Source organism: Streptomyces sp. NPDC003034 (assembly GCF_053591375.1).
Genome location: NZ_JBSFTS010000001.1, coordinates 225,022 through 243,192, shown reverse-complemented (window position 1 = coordinate 243,192; position 18,171 = coordinate 225,022). Strand labels below are relative to the sequence as shown.

General features: G+C 72.6%; 16 protein-coding genes and 1 riboswitch. Of the genes, 5 read left to right on the top strand and 11 right to left on the bottom strand.

What is annotated here, in order from left to right; all coding sequences use genetic code 11:
- Positions 1–74: 74 nt before the first annotated feature.
- On the bottom strand, positions 75–1,343 hold the full coding sequence (locus tag ACWDX7_RS01185; protein ID WP_451491538.1) for a serine hydroxymethyltransferase: 1,269 nt from the start codon (positions 1,341–1,343) through the stop codon (positions 75–77).
- Positions 1,344–1,377: 34 nt separating this feature from the next.
- A riboswitch (ZMP/ZTP riboswitch) is annotated at positions 1,378–1,468 on the bottom strand.
- Positions 1,469–1,578: 110 nt separating this feature from the next.
- Here ACWDX7_RS01185 and rocD point away from each other — a divergent pair.
- The gene (gene rocD, locus ACWDX7_RS01180; RefSeq protein WP_451491539.1) at positions 1,579–2,784 is read left to right on the top strand and encodes an ornithine--oxo-acid transaminase; all 1,206 of its coding nucleotides are present in this window, start codon (positions 1,579–1,581) and stop codon (positions 2,782–2,784) included.
- A gap of 149 nt (positions 2,785–2,933) precedes the next feature.
- On the opposite strand, the gene ACWDX7_RS01175 is transcribed toward rocD, so the two are convergent.
- Positions 2,934–4,130, bottom strand: a complete 1,197-nt coding sequence (locus tag ACWDX7_RS01175) for a glutathionylspermidine synthase family protein (protein WP_451491540.1) — start codon at positions 4,128–4,130, stop codon at positions 2,934–2,936.
- Between the two features lie 23 nt (positions 4,131–4,153).
- Positions 4,154–4,456, bottom strand: a complete 303-nt coding sequence (locus ACWDX7_RS01170; RefSeq protein WP_451491541.1) for a hypothetical protein — start codon at positions 4,454–4,456, stop codon at positions 4,154–4,156.
- A 380-nt stretch (positions 4,457–4,836) separates the two neighbouring features.
- Between ACWDX7_RS01170 and ACWDX7_RS01165 the strand changes: the two genes are divergently transcribed.
- Entirely contained in the window at positions 4,837–5,286 is a 450-nt protein-coding gene (locus ACWDX7_RS01165) for a carboxymuconolactone decarboxylase family protein (RefSeq protein WP_451491576.1), read from the top strand.
- A gap of 153 nt (positions 5,287–5,439) precedes the next feature.
- Here the strand turns inward: ACWDX7_RS01165 and ACWDX7_RS01160 are convergent, their stop codons facing one another.
- The 3 genes from ACWDX7_RS01160 to ACWDX7_RS01150 form a co-directional block, all read right to left on the bottom strand.
- Positions 5,440–6,429 carry a malate dehydrogenase gene (locus ACWDX7_RS01160; RefSeq protein ID WP_451491542.1) on the bottom strand — a complete coding sequence of 330 codons (990 nt, stop codon included), beginning with the start codon at positions 6,427–6,429 and terminating at the stop codon, positions 5,440–5,442.
- 300 nt (positions 6,430–6,729) lie between these two features.
- Positions 6,730–7,002, bottom strand: a complete 273-nt coding sequence (locus ACWDX7_RS01155) for a DUF3017 domain-containing protein (protein ID WP_451491543.1) — start codon at positions 7,000–7,002, stop codon at positions 6,730–6,732.
- A 214-nt stretch (positions 7,003–7,216) separates the two neighbouring features.
- Positions 7,217–8,077 carry a bifunctional methylenetetrahydrofolate dehydrogenase/methenyltetrahydrofolate cyclohydrolase gene (locus ACWDX7_RS01150; protein WP_451491544.1) on the bottom strand — a complete coding sequence of 287 codons (861 nt, stop codon included), beginning with the start codon at positions 8,075–8,077 and terminating at the stop codon, positions 7,217–7,219.
- Positions 8,078–8,321: 244 nt separating this feature from the next.
- Here ACWDX7_RS01150 and ACWDX7_RS01145 point away from each other — a divergent pair, with 244 nt between their 5' ends.
- Entirely contained in the window at positions 8,322–8,978 is a 657-nt protein-coding gene (locus tag ACWDX7_RS01145) for a hypothetical protein (protein ID WP_451491545.1), read from the top strand.
- 104 nt (positions 8,979–9,082) lie between these two features.
- Here ACWDX7_RS01145 and purH read toward each other — a convergent pair whose 3' ends face one another.
- Both purH and purN read right to left on the bottom strand, forming a co-directional pair.
- Positions 9,083–10,639 (bottom strand): bifunctional phosphoribosylaminoimidazolecarboxamide formyltransferase/IMP cyclohydrolase, encoded by a 1,557-nt coding sequence (purH, locus tag ACWDX7_RS01140; protein WP_451491577.1) that lies wholly within the window; start codon positions 10,637–10,639, stop codon positions 9,083–9,085.
- Between the two features lie 32 nt (positions 10,640–10,671).
- Positions 10,672–11,295: a phosphoribosylglycinamide formyltransferase gene (gene purN, locus ACWDX7_RS01135; RefSeq protein ID WP_451491546.1), complete on the bottom strand. Its 624-nt coding sequence runs from the start codon at positions 11,293–11,295 to the stop codon at positions 10,672–10,674.
- Between the two features lie 246 nt (positions 11,296–11,541).
- Here purN and ACWDX7_RS01130 point away from each other — a divergent pair, with 246 nt between their 5' ends.
- Positions 11,542–12,228 carry a hypothetical protein gene (locus tag ACWDX7_RS01130; protein WP_451491547.1) on the top strand — a complete coding sequence of 229 codons (687 nt, stop codon included), beginning with the start codon at positions 11,542–11,544 and terminating at the stop codon, positions 12,226–12,228.
- Positions 12,229–12,291: 63 nt separating this feature from the next.
- Here the strand turns inward: ACWDX7_RS01130 and ACWDX7_RS01125 are convergent, their stop codons facing one another.
- A complete protein-coding gene (locus ACWDX7_RS01125) occupies positions 12,292–14,073 on the bottom strand; it encodes a cell division protein PerM (RefSeq protein WP_451491548.1) in 1,782 nt (593 codons plus the stop codon).
- Positions 14,074–14,192: 119 nt separating this feature from the next.
- Here ACWDX7_RS01125 and ACWDX7_RS01120 point away from each other — a divergent pair, with 119 nt between their 5' ends.
- The gene (locus tag ACWDX7_RS01120; protein ID WP_451491549.1) at positions 14,193–15,737 is read left to right on the top strand and encodes a helix-turn-helix domain-containing protein; all 1,545 of its coding nucleotides are present in this window, start codon (positions 14,193–14,195) and stop codon (positions 15,735–15,737) included.
- Positions 15,738–15,851: 114 nt separating this feature from the next.
- Here the strand turns inward: ACWDX7_RS01120 and sucD are convergent, their stop codons facing one another.
- Both sucD and sucC read right to left on the bottom strand, forming a co-directional pair.
- On the bottom strand, positions 15,852–16,742 hold the full coding sequence (gene sucD, locus ACWDX7_RS01115) for a succinate--CoA ligase subunit alpha (RefSeq protein WP_451491550.1): 891 nt from the start codon (positions 16,740–16,742) through the stop codon (positions 15,852–15,854).
- A gap of 21 nt (positions 16,743–16,763) precedes the next feature.
- Positions 16,764–17,942 (bottom strand): ADP-forming succinate--CoA ligase subunit beta, encoded by a 1,179-nt coding sequence (gene sucC, locus ACWDX7_RS01110; RefSeq protein ID WP_451491551.1) that lies wholly within the window; start codon positions 17,940–17,942, stop codon positions 16,764–16,766.
- Positions 17,943–18,171: the final 229 nt, after the last annotated feature.

Below are 18,171 nucleotides of genomic sequence, written 5' to 3'. Positions count from 1 at the left end.
CTTCCGGCGGTCCCGCGCCGTGCCCGCCGCGCGGCGGGGGTGCCGGGGCGGCGCCCCGGCACCCCCGCCGGGGCTCAGGCGACCGGCAGCCCCGGGGCCGGGAAGGCCGACATCAGGGCCGTGACCTCCGCGCTGATGGCGGCGAGGGCCGCCTCGTCCGCCTTCGCCGCGGCGTCCACCGCGCGCGAGATCCAGTCCGCCACCACCGGCATGTGCCCGGCCGACAGCCCCCGTGACGTCAGCGACGGCGTACCGATCCGGATGCCCGACGGGTCGAAGGGCTTGCGCGGGTCGAAGGGCACCGTGTTGTAGTTGACCACGATGCCCGCGCGGTCCAGCGCCTTCGCCGCCACCTTGCCCGCAACCTGCTTGCCCGTGAGGTCGATCACGATCAGGTGGTTGTCCGTACCGCCCGACACCAGGTCGAAGCCGCGCTCCAGCAGCGCCGTCGCCAGCGCCTTCGCGTTGGCGACCACCGCGTGCGCGTACGACGTGAACGACGGCTGGGCCGCCTCGTGCAGCGCCACCGCGATGCCCGCCGTCGTCTGGTTGTGGGGGCCGCCCTGGAGCCCGGGGAAGACCGCCTTGTCGAGGGCCTTCGCGTGCTCCTCGCGGCACATCAGCATCGCGCCGCGCGGGCCGCGCAGCGTCTTGTGCGTCGTGGTGGAGATGACGTCCACGTGCGCGGCGGGGGACGGGTGGGCGCCGCCCGCGATGAGGCCCGCGATGTGGGCGACGTCCGCGACGAGGACGGATCCCGCCTCCTCGGCGATGGACGCGAAGGCGGCGAAGTCGATCGTGCGCGGCAGCGCCGTACCGCCACAGAAAATGATCTTCGGTCGCTCGGTGAGGGCGAGGTCGCGCACCGCGTCGTAGTCGATCAGGCCGCTGTCGCGGCGGACGCCGTACTGCACGCCCCGGAACCAGGAGCCCGTCGCCGAAACGCCCCAGCCGTGGGTGAGGTGCCCGCCCATCGGCAGCGCCATGCCCATCACCGTGTCGCCCGGCTCGGCGAAGGCCAGGTACACGGCCAGGTTGGCCGGGGAGCCGGAGTACGGCTGGACGTTGGCGTGGTCCACGCCGAACAGGCCCTTGGCCCGCTGGACCGCGAGGGCCTCGACGCGGTCGATGTTCTGCTGGCCCTCGTAGTAGCGGCGGCCGGGGTAGCCCTCGCTGTACTTGTTCTGCAGGACCGTGCCGGAGGCCTCCAGGACGGCGGCGGACACGTAGTTCTCGCTGGGGATCAGGCGCAGGGTCTCGGCCTGCAGTACTTCCTCCGCCGCGACGAAGGACGCCAGTTCGGGGTCGGTCGCGGACAGGGCGGGATGGCGGCTCGCGGACATGCGGGCTCCTCCGGGGTCGATGGGGATCGGTACCCCGCGAGGCCCAGGCGAGCGGCCCTGTGTGCGGTCGTGCGCGCGCGGCTCCCCCGGAGTTGGTTCTCCGTACGCCAGTCGCCGTGCGTACCGATCACCTTAGCGCTCGCGCCACGCGGAAGGTTTCTGTGCCCGATGTACGAGCGACGATAAGAAGGTGGCGCACCCTCGTCACAGGCCAGGACGGACGATCGGAGACCCCGTGTCGACAATTGCTGATGCCATCCGCTCCGCTGACGCGCACAGCGCGCACACCTACCATCCGCTGCCCGTCGTCATCGCCTCCGCGGAGGGCGCGTGGATGACCGACGTGGAGGGCCGCCGGTATCTCGACATGCTCGCCGGCTACTCGGCACTCAACTTCGGGCACGGCAACCGCCGTCTGATCGACGCCGCCCGAGCGCAGCTGGAGCGGCTCACGCTCACCTCGCGCGCTTTCCACCACGACCGCTTCGCCGACTTCTGCGCCGAGCTCGCCGCGCTGTGCGGCAAGGAGGCGGTGCTGCCCATGAACACGGGCGCGGAGGCGGTGGAGACGGCCGTGAAGACGGCCCGCAAGTGGGGCTACGAGGTCAAGGGCGTCCCGGACGGGCACGCGAAGATCGTGGTCGCGGCCGGCAACTTCCACGGGCGCACCACGACCATCGTCTCCTTCTCCACGGACCACGAGGCCCGCGACCACTTCGGCCCGTACACGCCCGGCTTCGAGATCGTCCCGTACGGCGACCTCACCGCGCTCGCCGCGGCCGTCACCGAGAACACCGTGGCGGTGCTCCTGGAGCCGATCCAGGGCGAGGCCGGCGTACTGGTCCCGCCCGCCGGCTACCTGCGGGGCGTACGGGAGCTGACGCGCGAGCGGAACGTCCTCTTCATGGCCGACGAGATCCAGTCGGGGCTGGGGAGGACCGGCAGGACCTTCGCCTGCGAGCACGAGGGGGTCGTCCCGGACGTGTACATCCTCGGCAAGGCGCTGGGCGGCGGCGTGGTGCCGGTGTCGGCGGTGGTCGCCGACCGGGACGTCCTTGGGGTGTTCCGGCCCGGCGAGCACGGCTCCACCTTCGGCGGCAATCCGCTCGCCTGCGCCGTCGCCCTGGAGGTGATCGCGATGCTGCGGACCGGCGAGTACCAGCAGCGCGCCACCGAGCTCGGCGACCACCTGCACCACGAGCTGGGCCTGCTGGTCGGCGGGGGCGCGGTCACCGCCGTGCGCGGGCGCGGGCTGTGGGCGGGCGTCGACATCGACCCGGCCCACGGGACGGGCCGGGAGATCTCGGAGAAGCTGATGGAGCGGCGGGTGCTGGCGAAGGACACCCACGGCTCGACGATCCGGCTCGCCCCGCCGCTGGTGATCAGCAAGGAGGACCTGGACTGGGGGCTGGAGCAGCTCCGGACGGTTCTGGACGCCTGACCGCCGGACCCGGCGCACCCGCCGGATCGGGCGTCACCGCCGGACCGGATGTCACCGCCGGATCGGGCGGACGGTGACGCCGGATCCGGCGGGCGGCCGGTGGGCGGTCCGTGGCCGGTGGGTGGCCGCGGCCGCCCACCGGCCGTGCCTCACAGGATCACGTGCGGCAGGAAGCGGGCGTACTCGTCCGTGACCGGCCCCGCCGACTCGCGGATGCCGAGCCCCGCCGCCTCGTCCTCGACGACCCACGCGCCGAGCACCACCCGGTTGCCGTCGAAGTCGGGCAGCGGGGCGAGGCCCTGGAAGCAGTACCGCTCCCCCTCCTGCGGTACGAACGGCTCGCCGCCCCCACCCGCCGTGTGGAGGGTGACCCCGGCGCCCTCGCGGCCGAGGAGGGGCTTGGCGACGTAGCCGGTGGTGTCCGCGAGCTCACGCGGGCCGTCGAGGTAGGCGGGCAGCAGGTTCGGGTGCTCGGGGAAGAGCTCCCACAGCACCGCCAGCAGCGCCTTGTTGGACAGCAGCATCTTCCACAGCGGCTCGATCCAGCAGGTGGTGCCGGAGCCGCCCCCGTGGTCGTAGGTGCCGAGGACCTGCGGGGCGAACTCGTCCGTGACGAGCCACTCCCACGGGTAGAGCTTGAAACAGCTGCGGATGAAGCGGAGCTTCTCGTCCACGAACCGGCCCGACAGGCTGTCCCAGCCGATCTGTTCGACGGAGAGGGCCTGGGTGTCCAGTCCGGCCTGCTCGGCGGTCTCCTGGAGGTAGGCGACCGTCATCAGGTCCTCGCCGAGCTCGTCCGTCTCGGAGTGCGCGAAGTGCAGCGGCCCGGGCGCCAGCAGTTCGCCCTGGCGGCGCCAGGCCTCCACCAGGCGCTCGTGCAGCGAGTTCCACTGGTCGGCGCCGGGAAAGCGCTCCTCCATCCAGAACCACTGCGGGCTGGCCGCCTCCACGAGGGAGGTGGGGGTGTCCGCGTTGTACTCCAGCATCTTGGCGGGGCTGCCGGAGCCGTCGTAGCGCAGGTCGAAACGGCCGTACAGGGACGGCTGTTCGGCGCGCCGGCGCCAGGACTCGGCGATCAGAGCGGCCAGTTTCGGGTCGGTGACGCCGAGGTCGGCGAACCGGTCCTGCTCGACGATGTGCGCGGCCGCGGCCAGGCACATGGCGTGCAGCTCCTCCACGACGTTCTCCAGCGCCTCCACCTCGGGCAGGGTGAAGGAGTAGTACGCGCTCTCGTCCCAGTAGGGGCGCAGGGAGTCGTCGGGGTAGCGGGTGAGGGGGTAGATCAGGCCCTGCTCCTCGACGGTCCGCTGCCAGTCGGGGCGGGGCTCGATGGTGTGCCGCTTCATCGGTGTGACTTCCCTGGTCGCGCTCAGCCGCCGCTGGAGCCGGACTGGCTGTGGCCGCCGATCCCGCCGCGGGTGACGGCGGACTTGTCGAAACTGCCGCCCGACACCTTGCCGTTCGTGACGGTGCCGCCGTAGTAGTACGAGCCGTGGCCGCCGCTCTTGCACTCCTTGTTGTTCAGCTTCTGCAGCGTGGTGCGGGACGCGCAGCGCTTGTCCGGCTCGTCGCCGGAGCCGCAGGCGACGAGCGTGGCCGCGAGCAGGCCCATGCCGCCGAGAGCGACGGCTCCGGAACGCATGCGGCGCTGATTGGTGTTGCTGCTGTCCATGTCTGCTCCCCCTAGTGGCGTGCTGCACGACAGAGTAGAGCGGGGGCCCCGGCCGATGGAATCCGGCCGTCGTAAGAGCGGCGGCGGGGAGCCGGTTCGAGGTCAATGGGGTGGTTTGCCCTCGCAGTACGGTGACCGGCCGCCGTACGGAGCCGCCCGCCGGGCGGTGGCGGCGCGGACGGCGGAGCCGGGACGAAGACCGGCGCCGAAACTCGCCCCCGGGACACCGCCGCGGGGACGGACCGTACCGATGGGCGGCCTACCGTAGGGACATGGCGACGACCCACACCCACGAAGACCCGCACACGCGCTCATCGGCACCCGCAGCCGCGCACGCCCACGCCCACGCCCACGCCCCCGAGCACACACCCCGCCTGCACATGGCGAAGCTCGCTCCCGAGGTCTACCAGGCCGTCCTGGCCCTGGAGGCCGCCGCGCGCAAGGGCCTGGACCCGGCGCTGGTGGAGCTGGTCAAGATCCGCGCCTCGCTGCTCAACCACTGCGCGTACTGCCTCGACATGCACACCAAGGACGCGATCGCCGCGGGCGAGAGCGTCGAGCGGATCGTGCTGCTCAACGCCTGGGAGGAGTCGCGGCACTTCTACACCGAGAAGGAGATCGCCGCGATCGAGCTGACCGAGGCGATCACCGTCCTGACGGACGGGTTCGTGTCCGACGAGGTGTACGAGAAGGCCGCGAAGCACTTCGAGGAGCGCGAGCTGGCCCAGCTGATCGCCGTGATCTCGACCATCAACGTCTGGAACCGCTTCGGCGTCAGCACCCGCATGGTGCCGGGGCATTACACGCCCGGGATGTACAAGAAGGCGTGACAAGGCCCGCCAAGGCCTGCCAAGGCCCGGCGCACGGCTCAGGGAGCACCGAGAAGGCCCCGGCAGATATGCCGGGGCCTTCGGGGTGGCCCGGTCGAATCCGACCGGGCAGGTCCGGACCGGGCCGGCAGGGCCGCCGGTCCGGGCCTTGGGTCAGATCAGGCCGAGCTCGCGGACCGCGTCGCGCTCCTCCGACAGCTCCTGCACGGAGGCGTCGATGCGGGTGCGCGAGAACTCGTTGATGTCCAGGCCCTGGACGATCTCGTACTTGCCGCCCTCGCAGGTGACGGGGAAGGAGGAGATCAGACCGGTCGGGACGCCGTAGGAGCCGTCCGACGGGATGCCCATGGAGGTCCAGTCGCCCGCGGCGGTGCCGTTGATCCAGGTGTGCACGTGGTCGATGGCGGCGTTGGCGGCCGAGGCGGCCGAGGAGGCGCCACGGGCCTCGATGATCGCGGCGCCGCGCTTGGCGACGGTCGGGATGAAGGTGTCGGCGAGCCACAGCTCGTCGCCGACGACCTCGGCGGCGTTCTTGCCGGCGATCTCCGCGTGGAAGATGTCCGGGTACTGGGTGGCCGAGTGGTTGCCCCAGATGGTCAGACGCTTGATGTCGGTGACGTCGGCGCCGGTCTTCTTGGCCAGCTGCGAGATCGCGCGGTTGTGGTCCAGGCGGGTCATCGCGGTGAAGCGCTCGGCCGGTACGTCCGGGGCGGCGGCCTGCGCGATGAGCGCGTTGGTGTTGGCCGGGTTGCCGACGACGAGGACCTTGATGTCGTCCGCGGCGTGGTCGTTGATGGCCTTGCCCTGCGGCTTGAAGATGCCGCCGTTGGCGGAGAGCAGGTCGCCGCGCTCCATGCCCTTGGTACGCGGGCGGGCGCCGACGAGCAGCGCCACGTTGGCACCCTCGAAGCCCTGGTTCGGGTCGTCGAAGATGTCGATGCCCTTGAGCAGCGGGAAGGCGCAGTCGTCGAGCTCCATGGCGGTGCCCTCGGCGGCCTTCATGCCCTGGGGAATTTCCAGGAGGCGGAGCTTGACCGGCACATCCGCGCCGAGCAGGTGACCGGACGCGATGCGGAAGAGGAGCGCGTAGCCGATCTGGCCGGCGGCGCCGGTGACGGTGACATTCACGGGAGTGCGGGTCATGGCCTTCTCCGTTAGACAGCTGGCGGTGGGGCGTCCCTGCCCCATGTGCTGGAAGGACGCCGCTTCCCGTAAATCTTGATGTGAAGAGACATCCGCCCGTCAGGCTATCCGACCCGCGGGGGGCCGGGCCCCCGGGTCCCTGTGGCACGTCGCACACGGCACGGGAGTTCGAAGGCGGAGGGCCCCTTCCGCCTTGCTCCACATGGCGCAGCGGCCGGGGGCCGCACGGACGACGGCCGGCCCGGGGGCCGCACGGACGACGGCCGGCCCGGCCCGCCCGGACGCCGGCCGGCCCGGCACTCAGCGGACGGTGAAGCGGACCGCGCTCTCCAGGAAGGGCATCTCCAGCCACGGCTTGGGCTCCATCACCAGCGCCAGCAAGGTGATCGCGACGCCCAGCAGCCCGTACGTGACCATGTCCGTGAAGCGCGAGCGCACCGCGAGCATCCCCACCGAGGGCAGCACGCGGCGCAGCACCGCGGCCACGATCAGCGCCACGCCGATGACGAGGCAGCCGATCCGGGCCTGCCCCATCGCGGTGCACAGCAGCCCGGCCGCGGTGGCGGTGAGCACGCTGAGCATCGGCCATTGGCGGGCGGGCGCGGGCGCGTCTCCGGGGGCGGCCCGGCCGCCGCCCTCGGGTCGGGCGGTGTCCCGGGTGAGGGAGGGGAACCGGCGGGACTTCGGGGCCCCTGCTGCCGCACGCGCCTGCGCTCCGGCTCCCGCCTCTGCCCCTGGCCCGGCCCCTGGCACGGCGCCTCGTCCGGCCCCTGGTCCAGCCCCTGGTTCAGCCCGCACTGGTGATCCGTTCCGCCGCCTCGACGACATTGACGAGCAGCTGGGCCCGTGTCATCGGTCCCACACCGCCCGGGTTGGGTGAGATCCAGCCCGCCACCTCGGCCACCCCCGGGTGCACATCGCCGACGATCTTCCCGCTCTCGTCGCGGCTGACGCCCACGTCCAGCACGGCCGCGCCCGGCTTCACGTCCTCCGGCTTGACCAGGTGCGGGACGCCGGCCGCCGCGACGATGATGTCCGCCTGGCGCAGCAGCCCGGAGAGGTCGCGGGTACCGGTGTGGCACAGCGTCACGGTGGCGTTCTCGGACTTGCGGGTCAGCAGCAGCCCGATGGAGCGCCCGACGGTGATGCCGCGGCCCAGGACGACGACGTGCGCGCCGTTGATCTGCACGCCGTGGTGGCGCAGCAGTTCGACGATCCCGTACGGGGTGCAGGGCAGCGGGCCCGGCTCGTTCAGGACGAGCCGGCCGAGCGACATCGGGTGCAGGCCGTCGGCGTCCTTCACCGGATCCATCAGCTCCAGCACCCGGTTGGTGTCGATGCCCTTGGGGAGCGGGAGTTGCACGATGTAGCCGGTGCACTGCGGGTTGGAGTTGAGTTCGCGGACGACCGCCTCGATGTCTTCCTGGGAGGCCGTCGCGGGGAGTTCGCGCTGGAGGGAGGCGATGCCGACCTCGGCGCAGTCCTTGTGCTTGCCGTTGACGTACCAACGGCTGCCCGGGTCGTCGCCGACCAGCACGGTGCCGAGGCCGGGGGTGATGCCCCGGGCCTTGAGGGCCGCCACACGGGCGGTCAGTTCGGACTTGATCGCGGCTGCGGTGGCCTTGCCGTCGAGAATCTGGGCGGTCATGTACCCATCCTCCCGGATGAGGTGCCCCCGGTTCCAGTCGCGGCACTCGCGGGGTGTACACGGTTCATTGCACTTGCACAACAAAGACCGGCCCCGGGGCAACCGGCTGGACAAGTCCTGCCCGATCGGACGACGATGACCGAAAGAGTGCCGCGGGCAGTGCCGGGGGGCGGACCGTAGAACACAGTTTTTTTCCTCCGTGCGTGCCGTGCGTCCCCGCACTTCCACGGAGGAACACCCCAAGATGAGCTTCGGCGACCCGAACAACCCGTACGGCCAGCAGCCCCCGGCCCCTCAGGGCCAGCCGGGCTACGGCTACCCGCAGCAGGCCCCGCAGGGCATGCCGCCGCAGGGCGGCTACGCCTACCCGCAGCAGGCGCCCCAGGGCTACCCGGGTGGTCCGGCCGGATACCCCGGGGCGCCGGCCGAGATGCCCGGCGGCGTGAAGGCCGCCCGCGTCATCCTCTTCATCCTGGGCATTCTGCAGGCCCTGGGCGGCGTGCTCGTCATCATCGGTGGCGCGGTCTTCGCCTCGGCCTTCTCGGACTCGTCCAGCTCCTCCACGGCCGATCCGGGCGCCATCGCGGGCGGCGTGTTCGTCGTCGTCGGCATCTTCTGCCTCGGTCTGGCCCTGTGGGCCATCCTGACGGCCGCGAAGATGAGCAAGGGCGCCGGCGGAGTCCGCGTCTCCGGCATCATCTACGGCTCGCTCCAGGCCCTCTTCAGCGGTTTCAGCCTGCTCGCCAACCTGGCCGCGCTCGGCGCGAGCGACAGCACCCCGGTCGGCGGCGCCATCCTCTCCCTGCTGCTGGCCGTGATCTCCTTCGGCCTCGGGATCTGGCTCATCGTCGGCCTGGCCAACTCGGCCGCGGGCGCCTACTTCAAGCGTCCCCGGTACTGACCGCCGGCCTCTGGCAACGGCGAAGGCCGCGACCCGCACTGCTGCGGATCGCGGCCTTCGCCGTTCGCGGGTACGGCCTTCGCCGTGCGCGGGTACCGGCCGGCTCAGTGGAAGAAGTGCCGGGTCCCGGTGAAGTACATCGTCACCCCGGCCTTCTTCGCCGCCTCGACGACCTGCTCGTCACGGACCGAACCACCCGGCTGGACCACGGCCTTGACCCCGGCGGCCGTCAGGATCTCCAGCCCGTCAGGGAAGGGGAAGAAGGCGTCGGAGGCGGCGTACGAGCCCTGCGCGCGCTCGGCGCCGGCCCGCTCCACGGCGAGCTTCGCCGAGTCGACGCGGTTGACCTGGCCCATGCCGACGCCGACGGAGGCGCCGTCCTTGGCGAGCAGGATCGCGTTGGACTTGACGGCGCGGCAGGCCTTCCACGCGAAGGCGAGCTCGGCGAGCTCCCCGGCGGACAGGGCGTCGCCGGTGGCGAGGGTCCAGTTCGCCGGGTCGTCGCCCTCGGCCTGGAGGAGGTCCGACTGCTGGAGCAGGACGCCGCCGCTGATGGGCTTGAGGTCGCCCGGCTGGTGCGGGGTGCCGTCCACCTTCAGGACGCGGATGTTCTTCTTCCGGGCCAGGATCTCGACCGCGCCGTCCTCGTACGCCGGGGCGGCGATGACCTCGGTGAAGATCTCCGCTACCTGCTCGGCGAGCTCGACGGTCACCGGCCGGTTGACGGCGATGACGCCGCCGAAGGCCGACAGCGGGTCGCAGGCGTGCGCCTTGCGATGGGCGGCGGCGACGTCGTCGCCGACCGCGATACCGCACGGGTTGGCGTGCTTGATGATCGCGACGCAGGGCTCTTCGTGGTCGTAGGCGGCGCGGCGGGCGGCCTCGGTGTCCACGTAGTTGTTGAAGGACATCTCCTTGCCGTGCAACTGCTCCGCGTTGGCGAGCCCGCCCGGCCGGCCGTCCGTGTAGAGGGCGGCGGCCTGGTGCGGGTTCTCGCCGTAGCGCAGGCTCGTCTTGCGGTCCCAGGCGCCGGCCAGGAACTCGGGCAGCACGGCTTCCGGCTCCGGGGCGTACGCGTTCGTGAACCAGGAGGCGACCGCGACGTCGTAGGCGGCGGTGTGCTGGAAGGCCTCGGCCGCCAGCCGCTTGCGCGCGGTGAGGTCGAAGCCGCCGCTCTGAGCCGCGGCGAGGACGTCGGCATAGCGCTCGGGGCTGGTCACGACCGCGACCGAGGGGTGGTTCTTCGCGGCGGCCCGGACCATGGAGGGGCCGCCGATGTCGATCTGCTCCACGCACTCGTCCGGGGTGGCGCCCGACTGGACGGTCTCCAGGAAGGGGTAGAGGTTGACGACGACCAGGTCGAAGGGCTCGACGCCCAGCTCGTCCAGTTGCCGCCGGTGGTCCTCCAGGCGCAGGTCGGCGAGGATGCCGGCGTGCACGCGCGGGTGCAGGGTCTTGACCCGGCCGTCCAGGCACTCGGGGAAGCCGGTGAGCTCCTCGACCTTGGTGACGGGGACGCCGGCCGCGGCGATCCTGGCGGCGGTGGAGCCGGTGGAGACGAGCGCGACGCCCGCTCCGTGCAGCCCGCGGGCCAGCTCTTCCAGTCCCGTCTTGTCGTAGACGCTGACGAGCGCACGCCGGATCGGCCGCTGGGTCGACATCGGGTCGGTGCTCTCTACGCTCTCTGCGGCGGTCACTGGATCGTTACCTTTCGTCCCTCAATGCGGTAGCCGTGCCGGGCCAGGCGCCCCACGACATCGACGAGCAGCTGGCGCTCGACTTCCTTGATGCGCTCATGGAGAGCGGCTTCGTCGTCCTCGTCCCGGATCTCGACCACACCCTGGGCGATGATCGGACCGGTGTCCACGCCGGCGTCCACGAAGTGGACGGTGCAGCCGGTGACCTTCACGCCGTAGGCGAGGGCGTCCCGTACGCCGTGCGCGCCCGGAAAGGCCGGGAGGAGGGCGGGGTGGGTGTTGACGAACCGCCCGCCGAAGCGGTCGATGAACGTCTTGCCCACGATCTTCATGAACCCGGCGGAGACGACGAGGTCCGGCGCGTGGGCGGCGGTGGCCTCCGTCAGAGCGGTGTCCCACTCCTCGCGGCTGCCGTACGCCTTGACCGGGCACACGAAGGTGGGGATGCCCGCCCTCTCGGCCCGCTCCAGGCCGGCGATGTTCTCGCGGTCGGCCCCCACGGCGACGACTTCGGCGCCGAAGCCCTCGGGGCCGCCCGGGTGGGCTTCGATGGCGTCGAGCAGGGCCTGGAGGTTGGTGCCGGAACCGGAAACCAGCACGACCAGGCGGGAGGCGGCCATGAGTGGCCCTTTCTGGGGGGAAATGCGTCATTTACTCTTGTGTGGTCACACAGAACTCCGGGGCGCCGCCATACGGGGGACCATACGAAGCCACTGACCGCCTGCAACGATACCGGCACACCGGACGGCCCCCGGGGGATGGGGGGACGGCCGGGGGGTAGCGTCTGGCCTACAAGCCGAGAGCAGGCCTCACCTCGCCACGACGTCGCCCGCGACGCCCATGACCCAGGGGAAGAAACGCACCCGATGCCGGACCGCCGCCAGCCCGATTCCTCCACCGACGACAACCCCTTCGCGGCTCCCCCGGAAGGCCGGCCCGACCAGCCGTGGCAGCCGCGCGGCGGTGGTGACGGCGAGGGCCGGGACAACGGGAGCGGGAACGCCCCGCGGGACCCGGCCGCACCGGGCGGCCCGGCGCGCTGGGACCCGACGGACCCGATCCAGCGCCGCGCCCGGTACGCGCTGCTGGCCGGCATGTGGGGCTTCTTCTTCGGGATCTTCGGGATCCCGTCGATGGGGCTGATGCTGGGGGCGCTCGCCGTGTACTGGGGGATCAGCGCGCTGCGGGCGAAGCCGGTGGCGGCCGCCTCGGCCGGGTCCGCGGGCGACAGGTCCGCCTGGTCGTCGCGTCCGGCCACCACACCGGCCGGGGGCGCGGCCGCGCCCGCGGGGCCGGGCTCGGCGCCCGACGCCCGCGCGGGAGGTCTGGCCGCCCTCGGCGCCGCGGCCCGCCCCCAGCGGACGGCCGCGGTGAGCGGACTGGTCACGGCCTCGCTGGCGATCCTGCTGGCCATGAGCTCGTACGCCTTGCAGCTGGTGTACAAGGACTTCTACGTGTGCCGCGAGGACGCCCTCACGAAGACGGCCGAGCTGCAGTGCAACAACCGGCTTCCGGACAACTTCGTGGGCGACATCCTGAAGGTCCGGCCGTAGGGCACGCCCTAGTTCTGGCCTGATCCGGCGGGGCACCGGTTCCGCCTGCGATGCGCCGCCGGATCAGGCCGGCGGCTTCCGGCGGGCCAGGACCCGGGCACCGGCCACGGGCCCGACGAACGGCGCGGCCGGCGGGGCGCCCGGGGGCCGCGCCGGCGGTGTGGAGTCCACCGGCGCGATGAGCGGCAGTACGGGGGACACCGGCGACGGCGGGAAGGACGGCGGGGCCGGGCGGCCGGACGGCTTCGCCGGGATCGGGATCGGCGTCAGGTCCAGTCTGAGCCCCGGCACCACCGTCACCGGGCGCGGCGGCCGCGGCGGAAGCGGGGCCGGCGCGGGGTCCGGCTCCGGCGGGGCGGGCGGCGGCTCGCACGGCGGATCGCAGGGCGCCGCCGGGATGTCCGGGACCAGGCTTCCCGCCGCACGGCGCAGAGCCGCCCAGCGGACCTCCCGTACGCCCGTGTCGTGCCAGGCGTCGTCGTCGGCGGCGTCCAGCGCGGCCAGCCCCTTCGCCGGGCGGGTCCGCCAGGCGTGCACCGCCACCGCCAGGGGCACCGCCAGCAGCAGCGTCCAGACGAAGGCCGCCCCGCCGGTGGCCCACCACACCGGCCCGAAGCGGGCCAGTTCCCGCGAGCCCAGCGGGCCCGAGGAAGCGGCCGCCAGCCCGGCCATCACCACGCCGCAGACCAGCGCGCCCAGGGCGGCCGTCAGCGCCGTCTCCCTGTGCGAGACCTCGCGCGCGCGGCGTACCGCGAACCAGCCCACCGCCAGCCCCGCCACCACCGGCACCCCGACGACCGCCCAGGTCAGCGGTGTCCCCGGTCCCTCCGGCGGCAGCGCGGCCAGCAGCGGGAACCGGGGCAGTGCGGGCGAGCCGGCGAAGCCGAGCGGGGTGGCGGTCGCGTCGGCGCCGAGGGCGAAGCCAGGCCCGAGCGCGTAGGCCGCCCCCCACACCATGGCGTTCGGGATCAGCGTGACGGCGAGGAGCAGGACGGCGAACCGGCCGGACCACACCTCGGTCAGCGACAGGAACGAGCCGTGGACCTCCGCGCCGTGCCAGGCGAGCGAGGCACCGACCAGGAGCACGCCGCCGCCCAGCAGGACGAGGGCGCCGCCCGTCCCCGCACGGAGCGCCAGCGCGTAGCGGGGGCGCGCGATCGCCCTGCGCACGCCCCCCGGAACCCATGACGGCAGCGGCCCGAGCGGGCGGCCCCGCGCCGCCCACACCCCGGCGGCGGCGGCGAGTGCGGCGACCAGCGGGACGTGCCAGGCCGCGCTCAGCGGGTCGGCGGGCATCGGGCCGCCGGCGGCGTACACCGTTGCGAGCGCGCCGACGGCCAGATAGCCGCACACCACGGCGGAGAAGACCACACCGGCGGGCAGCGCCTCGTCACCGTCCGCGCCGTCACCCCCGTGCCCGTCACCGCCCTCCCCCGCGACCTCGCCCGTTCCCGCCCCCTCGCCCTCGGCCTCGGCCTCGCCGGAGGCGCTGCCCAGCCGGGCCGCGCGCCGCATGAGCAGTACGGGCAGCACGATGAGCAGCAGGGGCGTCACACCGACGGGCGCGGGCACGCCGGAGAGGGTCTCGTACCGCACCAGCTCCGTGCCGTGGGCGAGCAGCCACAGCCCGGCGGCCAGGTGCAGGGCCCCGCCGGGCCCGCTGTCGGGGTACGGGGAACTGATCCACAGCACGATGACGAGCACGGCGAGGAAGCCGAGCCCGAGTCCGGCCGCCACGGCGCCGCCGGCCACGCAGGCGGCGGCCGCGGGCGAACGGCGGCGCCGCCGTCCGGGCGCCTGGGGGGCCGCGGACAACGAGGTCCCGCGTTCGGTCACTTGGGTCACCCCGCCATGGTGCCAACGACACGCGCTAGCAGCGGGTAACAGGCGATTACCCGTGGTGTCGCCCAATATACGTTTATGTACTTTTTCGCCCAGGGCTGTCGGGTCGCGGGGAGTGTGGCATGACACAAAGCGTCGAGTCGACCTCGGCCACGGCCTCCGCCGCGGCCTCGGCCTCGGCCTCGGTTGCCGAGGCGCGGACCCGGCTCCCCTCTCCGAAGGAGCGCCGCAGGCTGCGGGAAGGGGCAGGCCTGACGCACGAGGACGTCGCGGCGGCCGTGGGCGTCACCCCGGCGACGATCCGCTCCTGGGAGAGCGGCCGCACCCGGCCCCGGGGCCGCAAGCGGGAGGCTTACGCACGGATCCTGGCCGGCCTCGCGCCCGCGCCACTACGGGACACCCGCGCCGAACCGGACACGGCCCCCGAGGAGCCGGACTGCCCGGTGGTCCCCGCCGACTCCGGCGTGCCGTCCGCCGCCGAACCGGACGCGGCCGCCGAGGAGCCCGACCGCACCGCCCCGGCGAAGGAGCCCGTGCGGGCCTCGGCCGAGCCCGGCGTGGCTTCCGTCGCCGAGCCCCCCGTCGAGTCGCCGTCCCGGCACGAGTCAGCGGCCTCCGACGAGGCGGGGCACGTGGCCCCGCAGGCCCCGCAGGCCCCGCAGGAGCCCGGCCCGGGGGCCGACACACCGGCGGCGACCGCAGCGGCGCCGGAGCCGGTGGCCTCACCCGAAGCCGACGGCTCCGCGGCCCCGCCCGACCCCGCGGCGGACGCGGCGGACGCGGAGCCCACGGCGGAACCGGCTGACGCGGCGGACCCGGCGGACGAGGAGCCCGCGGCGGCGGCGCCGCAGCGGAGCGCCGCCGCCATGGCCTTCGACGCCCTCTACGGCCACGCCGCCCCCACCCTCGTGCGCCAGGCGTACCTGCTCACCGGCCGCCGGGACCTCTCGGAGGAGGCCGTGGAGCGAGCGTTCCAACAAGCCTGGGCGCGCTGGCCCGAGGTGGCCGGCGACCCCGACCCGGTGGGCTGGGTGCGCGCGGCCGCGTACGAGTACGCGCTCTCCCCCTGGCACCTGTTCCGCCGCGTGCACCGGCACCCCGACAAGGCCCCCGCCGAGCCCGCCGACCGGATCCTGCTGGACGCGATGCTGGCGCTGCCCGCCATCCACCGCCGCACCGTGCTGCTCTACGACGGCGTCGGCCTCGACCTGCCCGACACCGCCGCCGAGACCGAGGCCACCACCCCCACCGCCGGTGGCCGCCTCCTTCGCGCCCGTGCCGCGATGGCGGACCGGATCCCCGAGCTGGACGACGTACCGCCCGAGAAGCAGTCCGCGGTGCTGCGCGAGCGGTTCGCCGCCCTGGAACCGGCCGTACCGCTGGAGCCGCGCCCGGCGGCCGCCGTACGCCTCGGCGCGGAGAAAGGCATCCGGGTCTGGACCCGCGCGGCGCTCGGCCTGACGGCGGTGATCACCGTCGCCACCGCCTACACGGCCACGACCGCGCCCACCCAGTACGCCCCCCCGTACGCTCCCGGCGCGAGCGTCTCCGGGGTGCCGCCGCTCAGCGGCCCGCAGCAGCTCACCGACGAGAGCAGGGAGCTCCAGGACATGCTGCGCACCGCCCCGGGCGCCGGACCGGCCCGCGTCACCCCCCGTATCGAATAGGGCGCGGCGCGGAAAACGGGCGTGGCCCGCACCCCTGAGGGTGCGGGCCACGCCCGTACGGCGGACCACACACGGCCGGGCGCAGGCGCCGGCCGGTTGCTTCGCGCTACTTCGTTACTTCGCGGCGTTCAGGATGGCGCGCGCGAGCTCGGCCGTCTCGGTCGGCGTCTTGCCGACCTTCACGCCGGCGGCCTCAAGGGCCTCCTTCTTGGCCTGTGCGGTGCCAGAAGAACCGGAGACGATGGCGCCCGCATGGCCCATGGTCTTGCCCTCGGGGGCGGTGAAGCCCGCGACGTAGCCGACGACCGGCTTGGTGACGCTCGCTGCGATGAAGTCCGCCGCACGCTCCTCGGCGTCGCCGCCGATCTCGCCGATCATGACGATGAGGTCGGTGTCGGGGTCGGCCTCGAACGCCTCAAGGGCGTCGATGTGCGTCGTACCGATGACCGGGTCGCCACCGATGCCGACGGCCGAGGAGAAGCCGATGTCACGGAGCTCGTACATCATCTGGTAGGTCAGCGTGCCGGACTTGGACACGAGACCGATGCGGCCGGGCTTGGTGATGTCGCCCGGGATGATGCCGGCGTTGGACTGGCCGGGGGTGATCAGACCCGGGCAGTTCGGGCCGATGATGCGCGTCTTGTTGCCCTTGGCGCAGGCGTACGACCAGAAGGCGGCGGAGTCGTGCACCGCGATGCCCTCGGTGATGACGACGGCCAGCGGGATCTCGGCGTCGATGGCCTCGACGACGGCGGCCTTGGCGAAGGCCGGCGGGACGAAGAGGACGGAAACGTTCGCGCCCGTCTTCTCCATCGCCTCGGCGACCGAACCGAAGACCGGGACCTCGGTGCCGTCGAAGTCGACGGTGGTGCCGGCCTTGCGCGGGTTCACGCCGCCGACGATGTTGGTGCCGTCAGCCAGCATCAGCTTGGTGTGCTTCATGCCCGTGGCACCGGTCATGCCCTGGACGATGACCTTGCTGTCCTTGTTGAGGAAGATAGCCATGTGAGTCTTTGACCTCTGCCCTTACTTCGCAGCCGCGAGCTCGGCGGCCTTGTCGGCCGCGCCGTCCATGGTGTCCACGCGCTGCACCAGCGGGTGGTTGGCATCCGAGAGGATCTTGCGACCCAGCTCGGCGTTGTTGCCGTCGAGACGGACGACGAGCGGCTTGGTGACCGCCTCGCCCTTCTCCTCCAGCAGAGCCAGCGCCTGGACGATGCCGTTGGCGACCTCGTCACACGCGGTGATGCCACCGAAGACGTTGACGAAGACGGACTTGACGTCCGGGTCGCCGAGGATGATCTCAAGGCCGTTCGCCATGACGGCGGCGGAGGCGCCACCGCCGATGTCGAGGAAGTTGGCCGGCTTGACGCCGCCGTGGTTCTCACCGGCGTACGCGACGACGTCGAGGGTGCTCATGACGAGACCCGCGCCGTTGCCGATGATGCCGACCTCGCCGTCGAGCTTGACGTAGTTGAGGTTCTTCGCCTTGGCGGCGGCCTCCAGCGGGTTCGCGGCCGCGTGGTCCACGAACTCCTCGTGGCCCGGCTGGCGGAACTCGGCGTTCTCGTCGAGCGAGACCTTGCCGTCGAGCGCGAGCACGCGGCCGCCCTCGACCTTCGCCAGCGGGTTCACCTCGACGAGGAGCGCGTCCTCGGCGATGAAGGTGTCCCACAGGGTCACCAGGATCTCGGCGACCTGCTCGGCCACGTCCTGCGGGAACTTCGCCTGGGCGACGATCTCGCGGGCCTTCTCGATGGTCACGCCCTCGTTGGCGTTGACCGGGACCTTCGCGAGGGCCTCGGGGGTCTTCTCCGCGACCTCCTCGATGTCCATGCCGCCCTGCACCGAGGCCATGGCCAGGAAGGTGCGGTTGGTCCGGTCGAGGAGGTAGGAGACGTAGTACTCCTCGTCGATCTTCGGAGCGGTCTCGGCGATCATCACCTTGTGGACCGTGTGGCCCTTGATGTCCATGCCGAGAATGTCCGTCGCGCGGGCGACGGCCTCGTCCGGGGTGGCGGCAAGCTTCACGCCGCCGGCCTTGCCTCGGCCGCCGACCTTCACCTGCGCCTTGACGACCGACTTGCCGCCCAGCCGCTCGGTGGCCTCGCGAGCCGCCTCAGGCGTGTCGATGACTTCACCGGCCAGCACCGGTACACCGTGCTTGGCGAAGAGGTCCCTCGCCTGGTACTCGAACAGGTCCACGCGCGTCCGTCCCTTGTCTTTTTTAAAGATTCGCAGTGATTCGCGGTTATCTGCTATCTGCGTGGGCGTGCCGCGAGGGCAACGTGACGGCGCTGTCACAAGGAAGGCGCACACGGTGACCGTGGACGCGGCATGTCCGTCCCGCAGGTTATCCCCGTGGACCGTAGGTCCCTAAATCGCAGATCACACCTGAGCGGTGATACCTGTCACAGATCGCCTCACGGTTGAG

Bases quoted from the DNA above. Each gene is read 5' to 3' on its own strand.
- ACWDX7_RS01185 (WP_451491538.1), bottom strand. From the start codon at position 1,343: ATGTCCGCGAGCCGCCATCCCGCCCTGTCCGCGACCGACCCCGAACTG.
- ACWDX7_RS01175 (WP_451491540.1), bottom strand. From the start codon at position 4,130: ATGAAGCGGCACACCATCGAGCCCCGCCCCGACTGGCAGCGGACCGTC.
- ACWDX7_RS01170 (WP_451491541.1), bottom strand. From the start codon at position 4,456: ATGGACAGCAGCAACACCAATCAGCGCCGCATGCGTTCCGGAGCCGTC.
- ACWDX7_RS01165 (WP_451491576.1), top strand. From the start codon at position 4,837: ATGGCGAAGCTCGCTCCCGAGGTCTACCAGGCCGTCCTGGCCCTGGAG.
- ACWDX7_RS01160 (WP_451491542.1), bottom strand. From the start codon at position 6,429: ATGACCCGCACTCCCGTGAATGTCACCGTCACCGGCGCCGCCGGCCAG.
- ACWDX7_RS01150 (WP_451491544.1), bottom strand. From the start codon at position 8,077: ATGACCGCCCAGATTCTCGACGGCAAGGCCACCGCAGCCGCGATCAAG.
- ACWDX7_RS01145 (WP_451491545.1), top strand. From the start codon at position 8,322: ATGAGCTTCGGCGACCCGAACAACCCGTACGGCCAGCAGCCCCCGGCC.
- purH (WP_451491577.1), bottom strand. From the start codon at position 10,639: ATGTCGACCCAGCGGCCGATCCGGCGTGCGCTCGTCAGCGTCTACGAC.
- purN (WP_451491546.1), bottom strand. From the start codon at position 11,295: ATGGCCGCCTCCCGCCTGGTCGTGCTGGTTTCCGGTTCCGGCACCAAC.
- ACWDX7_RS01130 (WP_451491547.1), top strand. From the start codon at position 11,542: ATGCCGGACCGCCGCCAGCCCGATTCCTCCACCGACGACAACCCCTTC.
- ACWDX7_RS01120 (WP_451491549.1), top strand. From the start codon at position 14,193: ATGACACAAAGCGTCGAGTCGACCTCGGCCACGGCCTCCGCCGCGGCC.
- sucD (WP_451491550.1), bottom strand. From the start codon at position 16,742: ATGGCTATCTTCCTCAACAAGGACAGCAAGGTCATCGTCCAGGGCATG.